Source organism: Ferroplasma acidiphilum, from assembly GCF_002078355.1.
Classification (GTDB): domain Archaea; phylum Thermoplasmatota; class Thermoplasmata; order Thermoplasmatales; family Thermoplasmataceae; genus Ferroplasma; species Ferroplasma acidiphilum.
On sequence record NZ_CP015363.1, the window covers coordinates 1421216 to 1436626 of the forward strand.

General features: G+C 35.9%; 19 protein-coding genes. 11 read left to right on the top strand and 8 right to left on the bottom strand.

What is annotated here, in order from left to right:
* Positions 1–2 precede the first annotated feature (2 nt).
* Entirely contained in the window at positions 3–359 is a 357-nt protein-coding gene (locus fad_RS07020; protein ID WP_009886533.1) for a dihydroneopterin aldolase family protein, read from the bottom strand.
* Positions 360–511: 152 nt separating this feature from the next.
* Between fad_RS07020 and fad_RS07025 the strand changes: the two genes are divergently transcribed.
* Positions 512–1243, top strand: coding sequence for a geranylgeranylglyceryl/heptaprenylglyceryl phosphate synthase (locus fad_RS07025; protein WP_196795588.1), 732 nt, complete (start codon positions 512–514; stop codon positions 1241–1243).
* Between the two features lie 68 nt (positions 1244–1311).
* Positions 1312–2265 (top strand): YrhK family protein, encoded by a 954-nt coding sequence (locus fad_RS09415; RefSeq protein ID WP_196795589.1) that lies wholly within the window; start codon positions 1312–1314, stop codon positions 2263–2265.
* Between the two features lie 2 nt (positions 2266–2267).
* Here fad_RS09415 and fad_RS07035 read toward each other — a convergent pair whose 3' ends face one another.
* The gene (locus fad_RS07035) at positions 2268–2585 is read right to left on the bottom strand and encodes a hypothetical protein (RefSeq protein WP_009886536.1); all 318 of its coding nucleotides are present in this window, start codon (positions 2583–2585) and stop codon (positions 2268–2270) included.
* 136 nt (positions 2586–2721) lie between these two features.
* Here fad_RS07035 and purS point away from each other — a divergent pair, with 136 nt between their 5' ends.
* Both purS and purL read left to right on the top strand, forming a co-directional pair.
* Positions 2722–2964 carry a phosphoribosylformylglycinamidine synthase subunit PurS gene (gene purS, locus fad_RS07040; RefSeq protein ID WP_009886537.1) on the top strand — a complete coding sequence of 81 codons (243 nt, stop codon included), beginning with the start codon at positions 2722–2724 and terminating at the stop codon, positions 2962–2964.
* A gap of 1 nt (position 2965) precedes the next feature.
* Positions 2966–5215 (top strand): phosphoribosylformylglycinamidine synthase subunit PurL, encoded by a 2250-nt coding sequence (purL, locus tag fad_RS07045; protein ID WP_081142897.1) that lies wholly within the window; start codon positions 2966–2968, stop codon positions 5213–5215.
* Positions 5216–5226: 11 nt separating this feature from the next.
* Here the strand turns inward: purL and fad_RS07050 are convergent, their stop codons facing one another.
* Positions 5227–6603: an IS1634 family transposase gene (locus fad_RS07050; RefSeq protein WP_009886083.1), complete on the bottom strand. Its 1377-nt coding sequence runs from the start codon at positions 6601–6603 to the stop codon at positions 5227–5229.
* Positions 6604–6784: 181 nt separating this feature from the next.
* Between fad_RS07050 and fad_RS07055 the strand changes: the two genes are divergently transcribed.
* Entirely contained in the window at positions 6785–7039 is a 255-nt protein-coding gene (locus fad_RS07055; protein WP_081142898.1) for a hypothetical protein, read from the top strand.
* Positions 7040–7074: 35 nt separating this feature from the next.
* Complete coding sequence (locus tag fad_RS07060; RefSeq protein ID WP_081142899.1) at positions 7075–7587, top strand: hypothetical protein; 513 nt, start codon at positions 7075–7077, stop codon at positions 7585–7587.
* Between the two features lie 92 nt (positions 7588–7679).
* Here the strand turns inward: fad_RS07060 and fad_RS07065 are convergent, their stop codons facing one another.
* From fad_RS07065 to fad_RS07075, 3 genes are read right to left on the bottom strand one after another with little or no spacing between them, the layout of a single operon-like run.
* The gene (locus fad_RS07065) at positions 7680–8519 is read right to left on the bottom strand and encodes a hypothetical protein (RefSeq protein ID WP_155951141.1); all 840 of its coding nucleotides are present in this window, start codon (positions 8517–8519) and stop codon (positions 7680–7682) included.
* Between the two features lie 5 nt (positions 8520–8524).
* A complete protein-coding gene (locus tag fad_RS07070; RefSeq protein WP_155951142.1) occupies positions 8525–9397 on the bottom strand; it encodes a hypothetical protein in 873 nt (290 codons plus the stop codon).
* A gap of 5 nt (positions 9398–9402) precedes the next feature.
* Complete coding sequence (locus fad_RS07075) at positions 9403–10995, bottom strand: hypothetical protein (RefSeq protein WP_081142902.1); 1593 nt, start codon at positions 10993–10995, stop codon at positions 9403–9405.
* 321 nt (positions 10996–11316) lie between these two features.
* On the opposite strand from fad_RS07075, the gene purB reads away from it, so the two are divergent.
* Genes purB through fad_RS07095 form a run of 4 tightly spaced genes read left to right on the top strand, consistent with a single transcriptional unit; the run spans position 11317 to position 14317 of the window.
* Complete coding sequence (gene purB / locus fad_RS07080; RefSeq protein WP_081142903.1) at positions 11317–12684, top strand: adenylosuccinate lyase; 1368 nt, start codon at positions 11317–11319, stop codon at positions 12682–12684.
* Entirely contained in the window at positions 12677–13261 is a 585-nt protein-coding gene (locus tag fad_RS07085) for a hypothetical protein (RefSeq protein WP_081142904.1), read from the top strand. The genes purB and fad_RS07085 overlap by 8 nt, the downstream gene beginning before the upstream one ends.
* A 41-nt stretch (positions 13262–13302) precedes the next feature.
* Positions 13303–13959, top strand: coding sequence for a chlorite dismutase family protein (locus fad_RS07090; protein WP_081142905.1), 657 nt, complete (start codon positions 13303–13305; stop codon positions 13957–13959).
* A gap of 1 nt (position 13960) precedes the next feature.
* A complete protein-coding gene (locus tag fad_RS07095; RefSeq protein ID WP_081142906.1) occupies positions 13961–14317 on the top strand; it encodes a rhodanese-like domain-containing protein in 357 nt (118 codons plus the stop codon).
* Between the two features lies 1 nt (position 14318).
* Here the strand turns inward: fad_RS07095 and fad_RS07100 are convergent, their stop codons facing one another.
* Together fad_RS07100 and fad_RS07105 are read right to left on the bottom strand one after the other, a co-directional pair.
* The gene (locus fad_RS07100) at positions 14319–14549 is read right to left on the bottom strand and encodes a 30S ribosomal protein S17e (protein WP_009886546.1); all 231 of its coding nucleotides are present in this window, start codon (positions 14547–14549) and stop codon (positions 14319–14321) included.
* Between the two features lie 83 nt (positions 14550–14632).
* On the bottom strand, positions 14633–15070 hold the full coding sequence (locus fad_RS07105; RefSeq protein WP_009886547.1) for a universal stress protein: 438 nt from the start codon (positions 15068–15070) through the stop codon (positions 14633–14635).
* Between the two features lie 167 nt (positions 15071–15237).
* On the opposite strand from fad_RS07105, the gene fad_RS09585 reads away from it, so the two are divergent.
* A complete protein-coding gene (locus tag fad_RS09585; RefSeq protein ID WP_081142907.1) occupies positions 15238–15345 on the top strand; it encodes a 50S ribosomal protein L41e in 108 nt (35 codons plus the stop codon).
* Positions 15346–15411: the final 66 nt, after the last annotated feature.

Genomic DNA, 15411 nt, shown 5'->3' on the forward strand with positions numbered 1-15411 from the left:
TCTTATTCCTCCAAATACATCAGCGGGTAATTCAGGTCCTGCATATATTGCATTCTTGCCTTTACCTCCTGATCGTTATATCTTATAGCCAGCCTCACATCAAGCATATCCCCGGAGAGGGATACATACTGAAATGAGGTGTTTCTTTGCCCTTCAATGTTGATTTTTACCGATATGCTTTCTACAAAAGGCTGTAACTTTATACTCTTTTCTATTGCATTTTCCATATCTTTCCTGTTGCTATCGTTTACTGGCACTCCTATGAACTGATGAAATATTGCCCCCAGTTTTATTCCGGATTCAAATATTGCCCTTTCCCTGTCAGTGCAATTGAAATATTTTCTGGATGGATCATTCATTTATACACTATATTACATATAATTAATTAAAGATTGTTTTTTATTCTGACACTTTTTAAATATTCCTATGGGAACATAATAGCTATGTAGATGCATTTATATGTATGATTAGGATAACTTTAACGACATTAAAGTTAAATAAGGTGGAATATGTGAGCGTTTACAAGAACATTATGGAAATCCTGAAATATAAAAGGGTCCACATGACATTAATAGACCCTGCCGCCCAATCTCCTGACAGGTCTGTGGAACTGGCTGAAAAAGCTGATAAGGCTGGCACAGACTTTTTCCTCATAGGAGGGTCAACCGACATAGATTCCAGATTAATGGATAAAACCATAAGCGGGATTAAGGAGAAAACTGAAAAGCAGATAATTATATTCCCGGGATCAAGAAGCATGATAAGCCGTTATGCAGATGCAATTTATTACATGATGCTGATGAATTCAACCAATATAGATTATATAGTGGGCCATCAGATTGGCTCGGCGTCTATACTCAAAATGATGGGAATAGAAACAATACCTATGGGATATTTAATATTTGAGCCTGGCATGACTGTCGGGCGTGTTGGCAATGCGAGGCTTATAGGAAGGGATGATGAAAATACTGCATTGTCATATGCATTTGCTGCCGAATTTTTCGGATTCAAACTTCTTTACCTTGAAGCTGGTTCAGGGGCACCCGAACCGGTAGGATGCAATGTTATCAGGAGAATAAAGGAATCGGTAAAAATTCCTGTTATAGTTGGAGGCGGAATAAGGGATTATGGAAAAGCCAGGTCAATTATAGATGCGGGAGCAGACATTATAGTTACAGGAACAGTAATAGAGAAACATTCAAATCCCTATATGGCTTTAAAAGATATAATCAGTGCAATATGATTTTCTCTAACAATTTTTATTCTGCTTAATCCCCCTAAATTATATTAGGAAAGAAAAAATCTGGAACAATGGATAATAATAGCCTGGGTGACCCTCTTTATTTTCTTTATGCAATTCAGAGAAGCCCCTATGGTTTCAACCTTAAATGGAAACATGTCAAGCCATTAATATCATACATGTTCGGCAAAGAAGTTTTTGAAAATCTGAAAAATGATCAGGTAATAAATACATATAATGATGAAAATATACTGGAAATAATAAATATACCAGACATAAAGTACAATATTCCTGACGCAGAAAAGGAAATACTATTTCATAAATTTATAGATTTTGTATCCGGCAATAAGCTCATATCAGGAATTATGAAAATTATGTACCTCGACAGGAAAATTGCCCAGTTCATTATTGATATTTTAAACCAGAACCCTGATAAAACAATGGATGACCTTGTAGAGGCATCTGCATTCCCGATTGTCAATTTGCCGGATTTTTATTACTCAAAAGCATTTGCAGATTACTGCAAGCCATATATAGAGAATTTCAATCTGGATATGAAAGACATACTGAAATACCTTGGCAGGGAATGGTTTGTAAAGCTTGTAATTATTTTGAGGGAAGGAACATTCAACAATAACAGTTTCTCAAAATCCATGGAGAACAACTGTCATGAATTTATATCAGGGGTCAGAGAGATAATAGAAAATGACTATCTCGCTGAAATAATAGTAAATCTGGACCTGTTTCTCAGTGACAGGAGCGTAAACAGGGCAATTATGAACTATGCATCCCGGTCTGTTAAGGAAAAGTTCATTAAAAGATTTTATGACTGGCTATCCATAGCAAATGATATAATGGTAGGGCTTGAATTCGTCATAGGCAGTATATTCTTTCTGCCCAGTGAGAAACAGTATTCCACCCTGGGGGTTTACCTGTTTATAATAGGAAGTACCCAGCTATTGATAAGGCCAATGATAAACATAGCAAGGAGAATACATATATTTTTTCTCCACAAAAAAATTTAACTTTATTTTTGCCTCAAAATGCGCAACCTTTGAATTGCCTGTGATACTTCATCGGGCTTCAGGTCGTTCATATTTTTTCCGGTAAACTTTGATATGGCAGCCCTTGTAAGTATTACCGTTTCTATTCCGGTTCCAATTGCCGCAACCACAAGCACGGTAAATCCGGTGATGAATATATGCAGGTGGCGCGCTGCATAACCGGTATTGAGCGTGAAATATGTAAATATGAAAAATGATAGAATGAAAATAAGTGAGAGGGAAAAGGTGACAAGCCTCAGGCGGAAAAGCCTCACGGCTCCATTTCTATCAAGTTGTGCCATAGCTAGCTAAAACAAAAGGAAATATTAAATTTTTGCCTCTCCACAAATTATTGATTAAATATGCGTGGTCAAATTATGCCATTTCTGTCAATTTAAAAAATAGATAAATTTAATTTATTAATTAAAATACGGCTCCATGAAGGTTAAGGTTCAGATTAAATATTTGCCCAATGTAGAGGATCCGGAGGCTTTAAGCATAAAAAGAAACCTGGAATTGATCGGGTATGAAGGCATAAAGAATATTTATTCCTATAAAATTTATGAATTTGAGACTTCACTTGATAGGGAAGATAGTATCAGTGAAATCAGGGAAATTGCAGAAAAACTTCTCACAAACCCTGTTATACAGGAATACAAAATAGAAGATATAAGTGAATAATATGTATGATATAATTAAAAGCTCAAATGAAAACCTGGGTAAAATAGCAGGTGAACTGGGGCTAACATATGATGAAATAGTGATGCTGAGAAATTATTTTACCGGGCTTGGAAGGAATCCTACCGATATTGAAATTCAGGCTATCGCACAGGGATGGAGTGAACATTCCTGCTATAAATCATCCAAGCTGTATCTTAAAAAATATTTTTCAGGCCTTAAAAGCGATTATACAATACTTACAATGGAGGATGATGCAGGTGTCATATCCTTTGATGATAACTATGCCTATGTTGTGAAAATGGAAAGCCACAACCACCCGAGCGCTGTAGAACCATATGGTGGTGCAGCAACAGGAGTTGGCGGAATCATAAGGGATGTACTCTGCATGGGTGCACAGCCGGTTGCCCTCGTGGATTCCCTTTATTTTGGAGACCCTGACAATATGGATGGAAATCTCACAGAGCGCTTTATATTGAACAGGGTGGTTGCAGGCATCAGGGACTATGGAAACCGTGTGGGCATCCCCACGGTAGCTGGATCTACACATTTTAATAAAGTCTATAATGGCATGCCTCTGGTGAATGCTGGATGCATCGGAATAGTAAGAAAAGACCACGTGGTGCGCAGCAGGGTGAGCGTGGAGGGTGACCTGCTTATTGTATGTGGCGGCAGGACAGGAAAAGATGGGATCCATGGAGTTAATTTTGCATCAAAGGTCCTTGACAAAGGCAGTGAGGAAAATAGAAATGCTGTGCAACTTGGCAATCCAATTATAAAAGAACCGTTGATACATGCTATTCTCGAGGCAAATGAAGAGAGCATTATAGATGGAATGAAAGACCTGGGTGGTGGTGGGCTATCCAGTGCAGTGAGTGAAATGCTCTTTGCTGGAGGCATGTCAGGAATCATTAACCTTGATAAGGTGCTCCTGAAGGACAGCCATATGGAACCATGGGAAATATGGGTCAGTGAATCCCAAGAGAGAATGTTTCTTGCAATCAAGCCATCCAACCTCCAGAAAATAAGCAGAATTTTTGAAAAATGGGGCATTGAATATTCCATTATAGGAGAAACAGTAAAAAATGAAAACCTTGTAATTAATTTTAACGGGGAAAAAATTCTGGACATGAAGCTCTCCTTCCTAACCGGAGGGCCAATGTACGCACGGAGTTACAAAAAACCGGAGCTGGAGGAGAAAACGGTACTCGACCGTGAACCAGAAAATTACAGGGATTTTATTATTAAATTTCTTTCCAATCCAAATATTTGCTCAAGGTTCAACATAGTAAGGCAGTATGATTTCACAGTGCGCGGGAATACTATTGTAAAACCATTTGCTGGATTCCCCAATCATGAAACACATTCAGATGCACCCATCATTAAGCCGGTAGAAGAATCATATCAGGGGCTTTGCCTGACATCAGGGTCTATACCTGAAATGGTAGGGATAGAGCCATATAAGGGGACAATGCATGTTTTATCTGAGGGGTACAGGAATATACTCAGTTCCGGCGGCAAACCCCATTCAATAGTGGACGCATTGAATTTTGGAAATCCGGAAAACCCTCAAACAATGTACAGATTCATTGAATCGATTCATGCAATATCAGATTTCTGCAAAGCGACAGGATTGCCACTTGTATCTGGAAATGTCAGCTTTTACAATGAAACGGACATTGAAATTCTTCCAACCCCGAATATGCTGCTGATAGGAAAAATAGAAGATGTGAGAAAGGCAAAAACAGTAGAGGCAAAAACTCCCGGGAATCCTATTTATCTTGCAGGCTCCATTATAAATGACCTGGCAGGGAGCCAGTATTCCTCTATTATGGGCACAGTTCACACAAAATTGCCTGACCTGGATATAGATGAACTTGTCAATATTAATAAGGATTTATCTGACTCAATGGACTATATTGAGTCCATGCACGATATTTCCACAGGCGGATTGCTCATGGCAATTCTCGAAATGTCATTCGGAGGGCCATACGGGATTGATGCTGATATATCTGATATCCATGGAAGGACAAATGAGAAACTGTTCTCAGAACTTGGGACCGGCATATTGATAGAAGTAAGAAAATCGGATGAAAAAGATTTCCTTGAAGCTTTCAGCAGGTCTAATATCAGGAAAATTGGAACTGTTATAGATGGCGAGGTAAAAATCAGTGAAAATGGAAGGTATATATTATCCGCCAAAAGTGAAAAACTTCGTTCCATATGGGAAAAGGGGCTGGATAAATATATTTAATCCTTAACTCTTCATTTTTTACGTAATATGTCCAGGTCTATCCCTAATTTTGATATAAGCTCCTTTGCCTTCTTAGGTATTTCACTTACCATCTCAGTTTTCCCTGTATTGTATATTTTTATCCTTGAAAGTATCAGGAGAACATCCTTTACACTGTATTTTCCATCTATCATGTTAAGTACCTGGAAATGCAGGTACAGTGATAGTAAATTAAGGAACATGTATGCTGAAAGCATGTGGTCGTCCCTTATATATGATCTATCTGCCTCAAGATCGTTCTTGTACACATTAAAAGCGTATTCAACGTATTCACGATCTTTGTACAATCTGTATATCCTTTCTGGTTCATCATTGATATCGGAAAGGAGGTAAAGCTTTCCAAAGTCACCAGAATGGTCATAGTATGATGATTTAGGCCTTATATTGTCATGAATCCTTATGAGATAGTCCCTCTCTTCCTCTGATTTTAGAACAGGGTCCTCAAACATGTAAACACCATTCTCAGGCTTCCAGTACTTTACTGGTTTCCCATTGTACATGAATACACCAAGGAAATCATCAGTATCAGGTACAAGGGAAGAATTCCTCCTCAATGGTATTATGTAGCTCAGGTGCCTCTTCTTTAGCTTTTTAATATTGTCTGCGGAGAAGAAACCCTTGTCAGCAACTATAACGCATTTCTCAATACCTGCCATGTCTATTGTATTTGCCATAGCTGACACATCCCTTATTGACCCTGGAAGTACCCTTATAAATGTGGGTAGAGTCCTTGTTGATGAGAATAACATCATAACATTGATCTGTGGCAGGTGTATCTCCTTAGAATTATGGCCGGGTTCCAGGAATGATATATTATCCGATCTGGAGAATATGGCTGTTGAATCCATTAAAACATATTCTCCCTTCTCCGTGAGCTTCCCCATTGCATTTACCATGCCTTCCTGTGGCAGTGATGACAGCATTCCGGAAATAGACCCGGGAGACATGGATTCCCTATACATTCTTGAAAGGTATGTTTTCTCATATAAATACCTTAAAGATTTCATTGGAAGTGGCTGTATATCCCTGAGGATAACATATATTATTATCCTGTCGTACATGTATGGAAATACCTGCTTCAGTACCGGGAGTACTGTCTTCCCTGCTATTCCATACAGTAATGCAATATTTCCATATTCATAGTCTCCCCTTATGCCCGAAACATCGCTCTTCTTTATTATCCCTGCAGGTGTTACAACACCAAGGTATTTGCCTGTAACTTTCCTTGCTCTTTTGAGATCCTTGTCATACCTGCTTGACGATTCATATGCATAATACCTGTCACCGAATCTCCTTATTTCTATCCCTTTGCCCTTATGTTCCAGTACCCAGTCTGGCATATTATTCATATAACGTATATATACGTAATATGTATATAAATATTTCTCTAATCTAATGTGGTAATAAACCCCGTAAAACACTAACTCACTATTACATTGATAGAAAGAATAAAGATGATCTATAACGTAAAAAACTAATAGTTAAGGTTTAATCACAAAAATTTATAATAATAGGTCTTAATATGGAGTTATGTCCGATTACATACATGAATTAAGATTTATGGAAGAGAAGAATTTAACCCTGGAAATCAGTTACAGGCTCAATTATGAAGATAAGGCATGCGGTTCCATCAGGATCTTCGACGGCCAGATAGACCCGGAAAAGGATAATTATGAATTATATATGGAACTTTTAGAATGTGGGCTCACATCTGAACAGGTAGAGGAACGCGTAAAGAAAATGGAAGATGAAATCAACAGTGGAAAGCTAGACCTTACACTTTAACAATAATTATATAATAATTTAAAATACAAAAGTAAATGGTCAAGAAGAAAGTAATTGTTGGCATTGTGCTTATAGTAATAGGAATTTCACTTGTCATCGGTGGCGTTGCCACAATTACCGGTGAACCTTCTGACCATACAGTAAAAGAATACAGCAGCAATGTTTATACATCTACCCAGTTTAATTTTTCCACCAACAGGGTACTTTTAATGGTAACATCGGATAATTCCTCAGCAGGGCTGGTAAATTGCAGCAATATACAGGAACATGCATCCAGTTTTAATTCATCCAATATACACAATTACACGGTTGCTCCAGCTAAATACGTTGACGGTGAGCCATATTATGCTAACCTGAACGGGACTTATAAATATGTGGTCGTTACGGATAAGGCTCCAACAATGGATTATAATTTTGTTACATCCTCAGAACTTGCAAGGGTTACCGATGCAAGCTATGTAGCTGCTGCAGGTGCACTTCTAACCGGTTCAGGAATCATAATTGCAATGGTTACAATACTTTTCGGGAAAATAAATGCCCGTAAATGATACATGTTATTCCAGAACATTTATGCTTATTTAGAAACTTACACTTAAAGTTGATATTTATAGTGTTTTTTAATATCTGGCATAGCGTCGCCCTATATCGAACTGCTTGGTATTTCAAAGTTGAAACTGTGGCCTGCAGTTAAATTTGAAGCGTCTATTGTGTATATATAGGTTAAATTGCTATTATATAGTTTGTATTCTGTATCGGGTTTTAAAAAGCAATAAAAGTACCCATTTATTACGTGCATTGTTTTGTAATTGCTATTGTTGATATTTTCTATCAATAATGATGTGTTTATTTTATCTATAGATAGTGAACTGGTATTTTGCACAGTCCCATATATTGCGGTTTCCTTTATACCGGAAATATCAAATGTATTGTAGAAATTATTATTCAGCGATATACTGACAGATATGTTATAGTAATTATTATGTATATATTTGTCAATATTCCTTATTGTTATTGAAGGAATGGATATGTTATTCCCATTTATTCTATATTTAACATGGCATACGCCACTTATATAACTGGAATGTATCTCTGTTGCATTGTTTAAGGATGGATTGAATGTTGAAGGCTCTGCCTGGCTTATAATATCTACATATATGTATTTATTATTAACATTCTTTAAATGTATGTTTATGCCAAAGCATATGCATCCATAACCGTATGGAAGTACTCTGGGTTGAATTATTGTTGAATTCATATATGATAGCTTATTATGATTTACATAATATGAAGATGCAGTATAGTTATTTGTGATATATGGGAATGTGTAGCCAACACTGAAGTATTTCACATCAATAGGTTCCCCGTTGTTATTGTAAGTTACATTATTTCTTGTTATGTCATAGACTATGAATGATGAGATCAGTATTATTACGATTAATATTGCTATGAATATTTTAAAGTGCTTTTTAATATCTGGCATCAATCTCACTTCCATATATTTAAGGGAGTTGAATTACCTGCAGATGATGTTGTAATTGAGTTTAATCCAGTTATTTTATTGTTGCTGATGTGATAAAATTCGTGTAATTTACCGTTATCCATATAATATAATTTATATGTTGTATCAGGCTGTGCAAAGAAATAAAAATACCCATCTCTGATAGATACTATATGAAAATTATGTGTATTATTATTTTCTATATATAATGATGAAGTAAGATTAGGGTCACGTACCTGTGATGTGTTACTTTGACCTACACTCCCATATATTGCGGTTTCCTTTATACCGGAAATATCAAATGTATTGTAGAAATTATTATTCAGCGATATACTGACAGATATGTTATAGTAATTATTATGTATATATTTGTCAATATTCCTTATTGTTATTGAAGGAATGGATATGTTATTCCCATTTATTCTATATTTAACATGGCATACGCCACTTATATAACTGGAATGTATCTCTGTTGCATTGTTTAAGGATGGATTGAATGTTGAAGGCTCTGCCTGGCTTATAATATCTACATATATGTATTTATTATTAACATTCTTTAAATGTATGTTTATGCCAAAGCATATGCATCCATAACCGTATGGAAGTACTCTGGGTTGAATTATTGTTGAATTCATATATGATAGCTTATTATGATTTACATAATATGAAGATGCAGTATAGTTATTTGTGATATATGGGAATGTGTAGCCAACACTGAAGTATTTCACATCAATAGGTTCCCCGTTGTTATTGTAAGTTACATTATTTCTTGTTATGTCATAGACTATGAATGATGAGATCAGTATTATTACGATTAATATTGCTATGAATATTTTAAAGTGCTTTTTAATATATGGCATGGTTATCACTTCCATATATTTAAGGGAGTTGAATTACCTGCAGATGATGTTGTAATTGAGTTTAATCCAGTTATTTTATTGTTGCTGATGTGATAAAATTCGTGTAATTTACCGTTATCCATATAATATAATTTATATGTTGTATCAGGCTGTGCAAAGAATAGGAATGTACCGTTCTTTATAGTTGCATTATAAAATGTATGAGTATTTGCATTTTCTATATACAGTGATGAAGTAAGATTAGGGTCACGTACCTGTGATGTGTTACTTTGACCTACACTCCCGCATATCGCCGAAGCAGGAACAGCATTGATTGTCTGAGTTGTTGTAGCCCTTGTATCGGTAATAAGGCGAGACCCGCACTCATACTCTGTTGCGTATTTTATATCTATTTTGAAATTGCTGTTTAGCTGGCTGTTAGGCACTTTTATATTTGCTTCTATTCCCGATGCATAGACATTCTGGCCGTTCTTTACATAGGAATCTCCAGACATGCTGCCACCGGTGATGCAATATTTAATATCGGCAAGATTGTTGCCAGTAGCATAACCATTTATCGGCTTTGTGGTAACACAATGTATTAAATTATATGCAGTGCCTGCTGCCTGAGCCCCTGTTACTGCATATCCGGCAACAGGTATAAGTGAAAAGCCATCTCCTATTAGTGAAACTTCATCCTGCATTTCTGTTGCACTTTTTGAATCCATATCTGTTACATTGTATCCTACTTCTTCATTATTACAGAACTGTACACTAACGTCAGAAGGAGCACCTGATGTTTGCAAATCTGTTACTAATTTATATGGTCTGGTGCATGTGGACAGCCCTGATTTAGCATCAAAACTACATGATTGGGCACCTGCACCCACATCGGTAAGATTTAATGATATATACAGATGCTTTCCGTTATCTGATTCAATATAGGCAGTTTTACCTACAATTATACTTTTATTTGCTTCATTGTCGCCATGGTAGATTCCACTGGAATCTGTAATGTTAAAATTATGGTATATACTATAAAATAAACCTCCAGGTGCACCGCATATATTGGAAAGGTATATGCTGCCATTCCCATCATAGCCTGTTACATCTAAATATTTCTTTACGTGTATAGTGGAATCGCCAAATGTTGAATATGCATTCCTGAAGAATACCATTGGTTTAAAACCCAAACGTGCAGGGCAATCTTCCCATGCAGACTCTGAGAGGTATTCTGCATGGAAATTTATATTTCCATAGTTTAATCCAACATTCCAGTTATATGTGTATACTCCTGTACTGCTAACATCAACAGTATGGACATTCTTATAATTGACATAAAAATACATTATTGTAGGGCCTGCACATTTTGATTCTGAAAAGGATGTAACATCAATCTTCAATGTTACTGTATTTCCAATAGTTGCGGATGATGGTGCACATGTTTTGCCTGATACGGACCATTTATCGGCTGTTAAACCATAGGATAATGGTTTTATAACAGATGTGCTGATATCATTATTTTGAGAATTTTGCTGTGATGTTATTCCTGAAAATGCCATTATTATAAACATAATAACCACTATGAAAGATGTGAATACTATATATTCATGTTTCATTATAAATTAAACGTATGAATATATATAAATGTTTGTGTGATAGTGATATTATTACAGATAATTACTGAATTTTTATACTATATCGTTAGACTCCATTTTTAGATTTTATGGGATTATATATTCATAGAATATGATATTATGGTAATTAACAATGGGATATATTTCTGTAACTCATAAATATTGCAAATCCAATCATACTGATTCCTGCGCATTAATTTACAATGTAATAAGCTTGCATAGCTCCTTATTTTTTTACCTTCGTTCCTGGAGATTGACATCAATGCAACACAAAAAACTTTAAACTAATTGTAATAGGCTTATATGATCGTTTCACCACTGGATTATCGATATGGCAGGGACAATGTAAAAAACATATTTTCAGAGGAAACAAGGTTAAATATTATGCTAAATGTTGAAGCTGCAATTGCCCAGGCCGAGTCATATTACGGCATCATACCTGAAGAGGCATATGCAGACATAAGAAAAGTTGTTGATAACAATGAAGTAAAAATAGGCAGGGTAAAGGAGATAGAGGCAATCATAAACCACGATGTAATGTCAATAGTGGAAGGTTTAACGGAAAAATGCACTACTGGAAAAAATTATGTGCATTTCGGTGTTACTTCCAATGACATAAACGACTCTGCCTCTGCAGTGCAGATGAAAAGAGCCATAAGCATAATAATATCTGACCTTGAGGATCTGGGCAAAGCCCTTGTAAGCAGGATAAAAGAAAATGAAGAGACAATAATGGTTGGTAGGACCCACGGGCAACATGCATCCCCTATAACACTGGGACTAAAGTTTGCTGTGTACCTTTCAGAGATCGGCAGGCATCTGGAGAGGATCCAGGAAGCAAGAAAACGGATTATTGCAGGCAAAATCCTTGGCCCGGTTGGAACAGGCGCTGCACTTGGAAAAAATGCCCTTAAGATTCAGGAAAAAACATGCGAAATACTGGGCATAACACACGAAACGGGATCAACCCAGATAGTTGGTAGGGATAGGTATATTGAATATCTTTCAATAATAAACAATATATCGGTATCCATGGAAAAATTTGCAACCGAAATACGGAATCTTCAAAGGCCGGAAATTTATGAACTTTCAGAATATTTCGATAGTGATAAGCAGGTAGGGTCAAGCTCCATGCCATCAAAGAGAAACCCCATAGTTTCCGAGAATATAGTTAGCCTTGCAAGATTAACAAGGTCATTTATAATTCCTGAATATGAGGCGGGAGTCCAGTGGCATGAGAGAGACCTTACCAACAGTGCACTGGAGAGATTTACCATACCATATGTATCCATACTCGCAGATGATATAATAACTAAAATGACCGGTGTATTTTCACATTTGTTTATAAACCGCGAAGAGATGAAAAAAAGGGCATATGGAGATGAGTTTATTATGTCTGAAAGTGTTACCACCACCTTAACGGAAAATGGCATGCCCAGGCAGGATGCCCATGAATTTGTCAGGGAGGCTTCAATGCATGCCTATAAACAGAAAAAAACGTTAAAGGAAACTCTGGTGGATATGGGTATTCTAAACCACATCTCTGAAAAAATACTTGATCGAGCTATGGAGCCTGAAAATTTCCTCGGTGTTTCAAAAGAAATATGCGAAGATGCAATAAAAAACTTTGATAACCTTCAAAAATACCTGGCAGGTGAGATATATGATTGAAAATTTCGAGGATACAAAGAGGTATAAATTAATATTAAACGAAATTAATGGAGAAGAAAAATCCATAACGGGAATACAAAAATCACTTGAAGAAAAAGGAATAAATATGCACAGGCTTGTGCTTACAGGTTACCTGAATGCAATGGTTGAACTTGGCATATTGCGTGAAAGGGAAATAAAGCCAGCAAGGATATTTTCATTTGTAGGGCAGAATAAGCAGGACATATACAGTATAATTGGTTCAAACATGAAAAAATTTGATGAGAGCAATGCGGGATATAACTCACTGCTTGTACTCCATTATTTATTTGAAAGGCCTATATTTACCAGGGAACTGGAAAAGTGCAATGTGGTAATCCCATCAAAATCCATTAAATACGTTGATTCCCGTTACAGGGCTGATTATATTAAAAAGCTTGGGGAAGCGAATATAAAAATATCACCGTCCAGCACGCTTATAGAGCCTGTTGATGCTGATAAAATATCCATAACAAAACTTTTAAACTACATTATTTCTAATGAATATGACATAAAGAAATATACTGTGGTAAATACAAGCCAGAAAACACTTGATTAATAAAAGTTATATCCGTTAATTATATTATTAACAGATAAACTATGACAATATATATGTACGTCCTTGCTTATAAAATGAATGGCAAATTCTGGGCACTTACGGACAAAGAAAAAGAAAATGTAAACAGCAACATTATACATTTCATTAATAATTACAGAAAAAACCTTATCAGTATAAAATACTACAAATCAATAAGGCATGACAATGATATCCTTATCTGGTCAGCCTCTGACACGCCGATTAACCTTGAAGGGCTAAAGGAAGGAATAAACTCTGCCATTGGAATCTATGGAAAAAGTGAATACAGCATGTTCTCACTCTACGAGCATTCTCCATATGTAAATGCAACAAACAGCCTGGAAGATACCTTGAAAACAGAACCCAAAAAATATTTTGTGGTATACCCTATGAGCAAGGATAGGGAATGGTACCTGATCAATTATGAAGAGAGAAAAAAGATACTGGCGGGACACATAGGAACTGCCAGAAGCGACAAGGAAAGCCCGGGAATAATATCCTATACAACATACTCATTCGGATTGGGAGACCAGGAATTTGTGGTTCTTTATGAACTGGATGACCTTGCTGCATGGTCACATGTAACAGAAAAATTGAGGGAGGTTATGGCAAGAAAATGGATAATAAATGAAGCTCCGATATTTGTTGGAATATACAATGGGGATAAACTGGTGATTTAAGATGTCGATAAAAAATTATTTCAGGGGTTCTGATTATTTTAATCAGCCACAGGAACTGGAAAACCTTACGCCAGAGAAACTTACTGCCTTGAAGGAAAAATATCCTGTAATTGATGTACGCACTGGCTTTGAATACAGGCATGGGCATATAAAGGGTGCTATACCCTATAAACTTGGAAAAGAAGATGAAATAGAGAAAAAATTTCCAAAGGACGAACCTATTATTCTTATATGCAAAACCGGTCACCGTAGCCGTGCAGCGGCAAACAGGCTTGTTAGGAAAGGATATAAAAAGTTATACCACCTTGAAGGCGGTATGGATAAATGGAGAAAGGAAAATTTTCCAGTAGAAAAATAATTTATGCTAATCCAAGTTGTTCCAGTTCATTCTTTTCTTTGGATTTCTTTTTAAGTATATATCTTGTTATATAACCTGCAATGGCATTTGCAGTTTTTTTCGTTACAGTTTTCTCTATAAAACTGTGTAAAATCTCCTTATTATGGTTAAAATCCTCATTGAAAAGATCCTTGTTATTATCAACTAATTCTTCAGAAATTCTTTTTATGTTAGACGGCCTTATGCTTCCCATTAACACATTATTTTAAAACAATATATAAACAATTTCATTTATGAATCTAGTTGAACTGGAAAAATGAAAATTTATAAAAATAATTATTCCTTTGGGGGAACAACTGTAACTGGAATATTGGAGTGTGCTATAATTCCAGAACTTACAGACCCTAGTATGAGTTTACTGAAACCATGCAATTTCCTTGTGCCTGTGACTATTAAGTTAATTCCTTTCTCCTCTGCTGTTTTTAGAATGATTTTCGGTATCTCCTCTCCATTAGAACTTATCTTTATAAGTTCGTATTTAGCTTCTTCTTTATCCAGAACTTTTTTTGCTTTTTCCAGGATCTGGTCGGCAGTTTTATCCTGCCCTTCATAAACAGATTGTGGTATATAGGAATCGAAGCTCGCACTGATTCCAACTATTGTGGGTATAACATAAACAATATAATATTCATCAACAGTGCATTTTAATTCAAGGGCATATTTAAGCGCCTCTCTAGCCCCCTCTGATCCATCATATGATACTAAAACTTTCATTAGAAATAATCAGACAGAAGTATTTAAATTTATTTAATAATTATGTTGCTTGCACCGGTACACCGGATACTTATGCCCTTTGCAGCCATAAATAATGGTTTAATAATAAAATAGGTATTTATATTAAAAAATAATACCAAATATACATTTATATTTGAGGTGACATATTGAAACGAAGTTCAAGAGATTGGAAAAAGAAAGGAAACATGCGTTGGAAATGGAGAAAAAAGAAAATAAGAAGATTAAAGAGAGCCAGAAGAGCAAGCAAGCAATAATGCCATAGGTTTTTCTATGGCTGCCTTCCATTATGTTAATGCATATCATTTGTTCATTGTTAGTTA

What these genes read in the sequence shown, in the direction of transcription:
- fad_RS07070 (WP_155951142.1), bottom strand. Translation starts at nt 9,397, where the DNA reads ATGCCATATATTAAAAAGCACTTTAAAATATTCATAGCAATATTAATC.
- fad_RS07020 (WP_009886533.1), bottom strand. Translation starts at nt 359, where the DNA reads ATGAATGATCCATCCAGAAAATATTTCAATTGCACTGACAGGGAAAGG.
- fad_RS09415 (WP_196795589.1), top strand. Translation starts at nt 1,312, where the DNA reads ATGGATAATAATAGCCTGGGTGACCCTCTTTATTTTCTTTATGCAATT.
- fad_RS07105 (WP_009886547.1), bottom strand. Translation starts at nt 15,070, where the DNA reads ATGAAAGTTTTAGTATCATATGATGGATCAGAGGGGGCTAGAGAGGCG.
- fad_RS07050 (WP_009886083.1), bottom strand. Translation starts at nt 6,603, where the DNA reads ATGAATAATATGCCAGACTGGGTACTGGAACATAAGGGCAAAGGGATA.
- purB (WP_081142903.1), top strand. Translation starts at nt 11,317, where the DNA reads ATGATCGTTTCACCACTGGATTATCGATATGGCAGGGACAATGTAAAA.
- fad_RS07090 (WP_081142905.1), top strand. Translation starts at nt 13,303, where the DNA reads ATGACAATATATATGTACGTCCTTGCTTATAAAATGAATGGCAAATTC.
- fad_RS07065 (WP_155951141.1), bottom strand. Translation starts at nt 8,519, where the DNA reads ATGCCAGATATTAAAAAGCACTTTAAAATATTCATAGCAATATTAATC.
- fad_RS07075 (WP_081142902.1), bottom strand. Translation starts at nt 10,995, where the DNA reads ATGAAACATGAATATATAGTATTCACATCTTTCATAGTGGTTATTATG.
- purS (WP_009886537.1), top strand. Translation starts at nt 2,722, where the DNA reads ATGAAGGTTAAGGTTCAGATTAAATATTTGCCCAATGTAGAGGATCCG.
- fad_RS07035 (WP_009886536.1), bottom strand. Translation starts at nt 2,585, where the DNA reads ATGGCACAACTTGATAGAAATGGAGCCGTGAGGCTTTTCCGCCTGAGG.
- fad_RS07085 (WP_081142904.1), top strand. Translation starts at nt 12,677, where the DNA reads ATGATTGAAAATTTCGAGGATACAAAGAGGTATAAATTAATATTAAAC.
- fad_RS07060 (WP_081142899.1), top strand. Translation starts at nt 7,075, where the DNA reads ATGGTCAAGAAGAAAGTAATTGTTGGCATTGTGCTTATAGTAATAGGA.
- fad_RS07095 (WP_081142906.1), top strand. Translation starts at nt 13,961, where the DNA reads ATGTCGATAAAAAATTATTTCAGGGGTTCTGATTATTTTAATCAGCCA.
- fad_RS07100 (WP_009886546.1), bottom strand. Translation starts at nt 14,549, where the DNA reads ATGGGAAGCATAAGGCCGTCTAACATAAAAAGAATTTCTGAAGAATTA.
- fad_RS07055 (WP_081142898.1), top strand. Translation starts at nt 6,785, where the DNA reads ATGTCCGATTACATACATGAATTAAGATTTATGGAAGAGAAGAATTTA.
- purL (WP_081142897.1), top strand. Translation starts at nt 2,966, where the DNA reads ATGTATGATATAATTAAAAGCTCAAATGAAAACCTGGGTAAAATAGCA.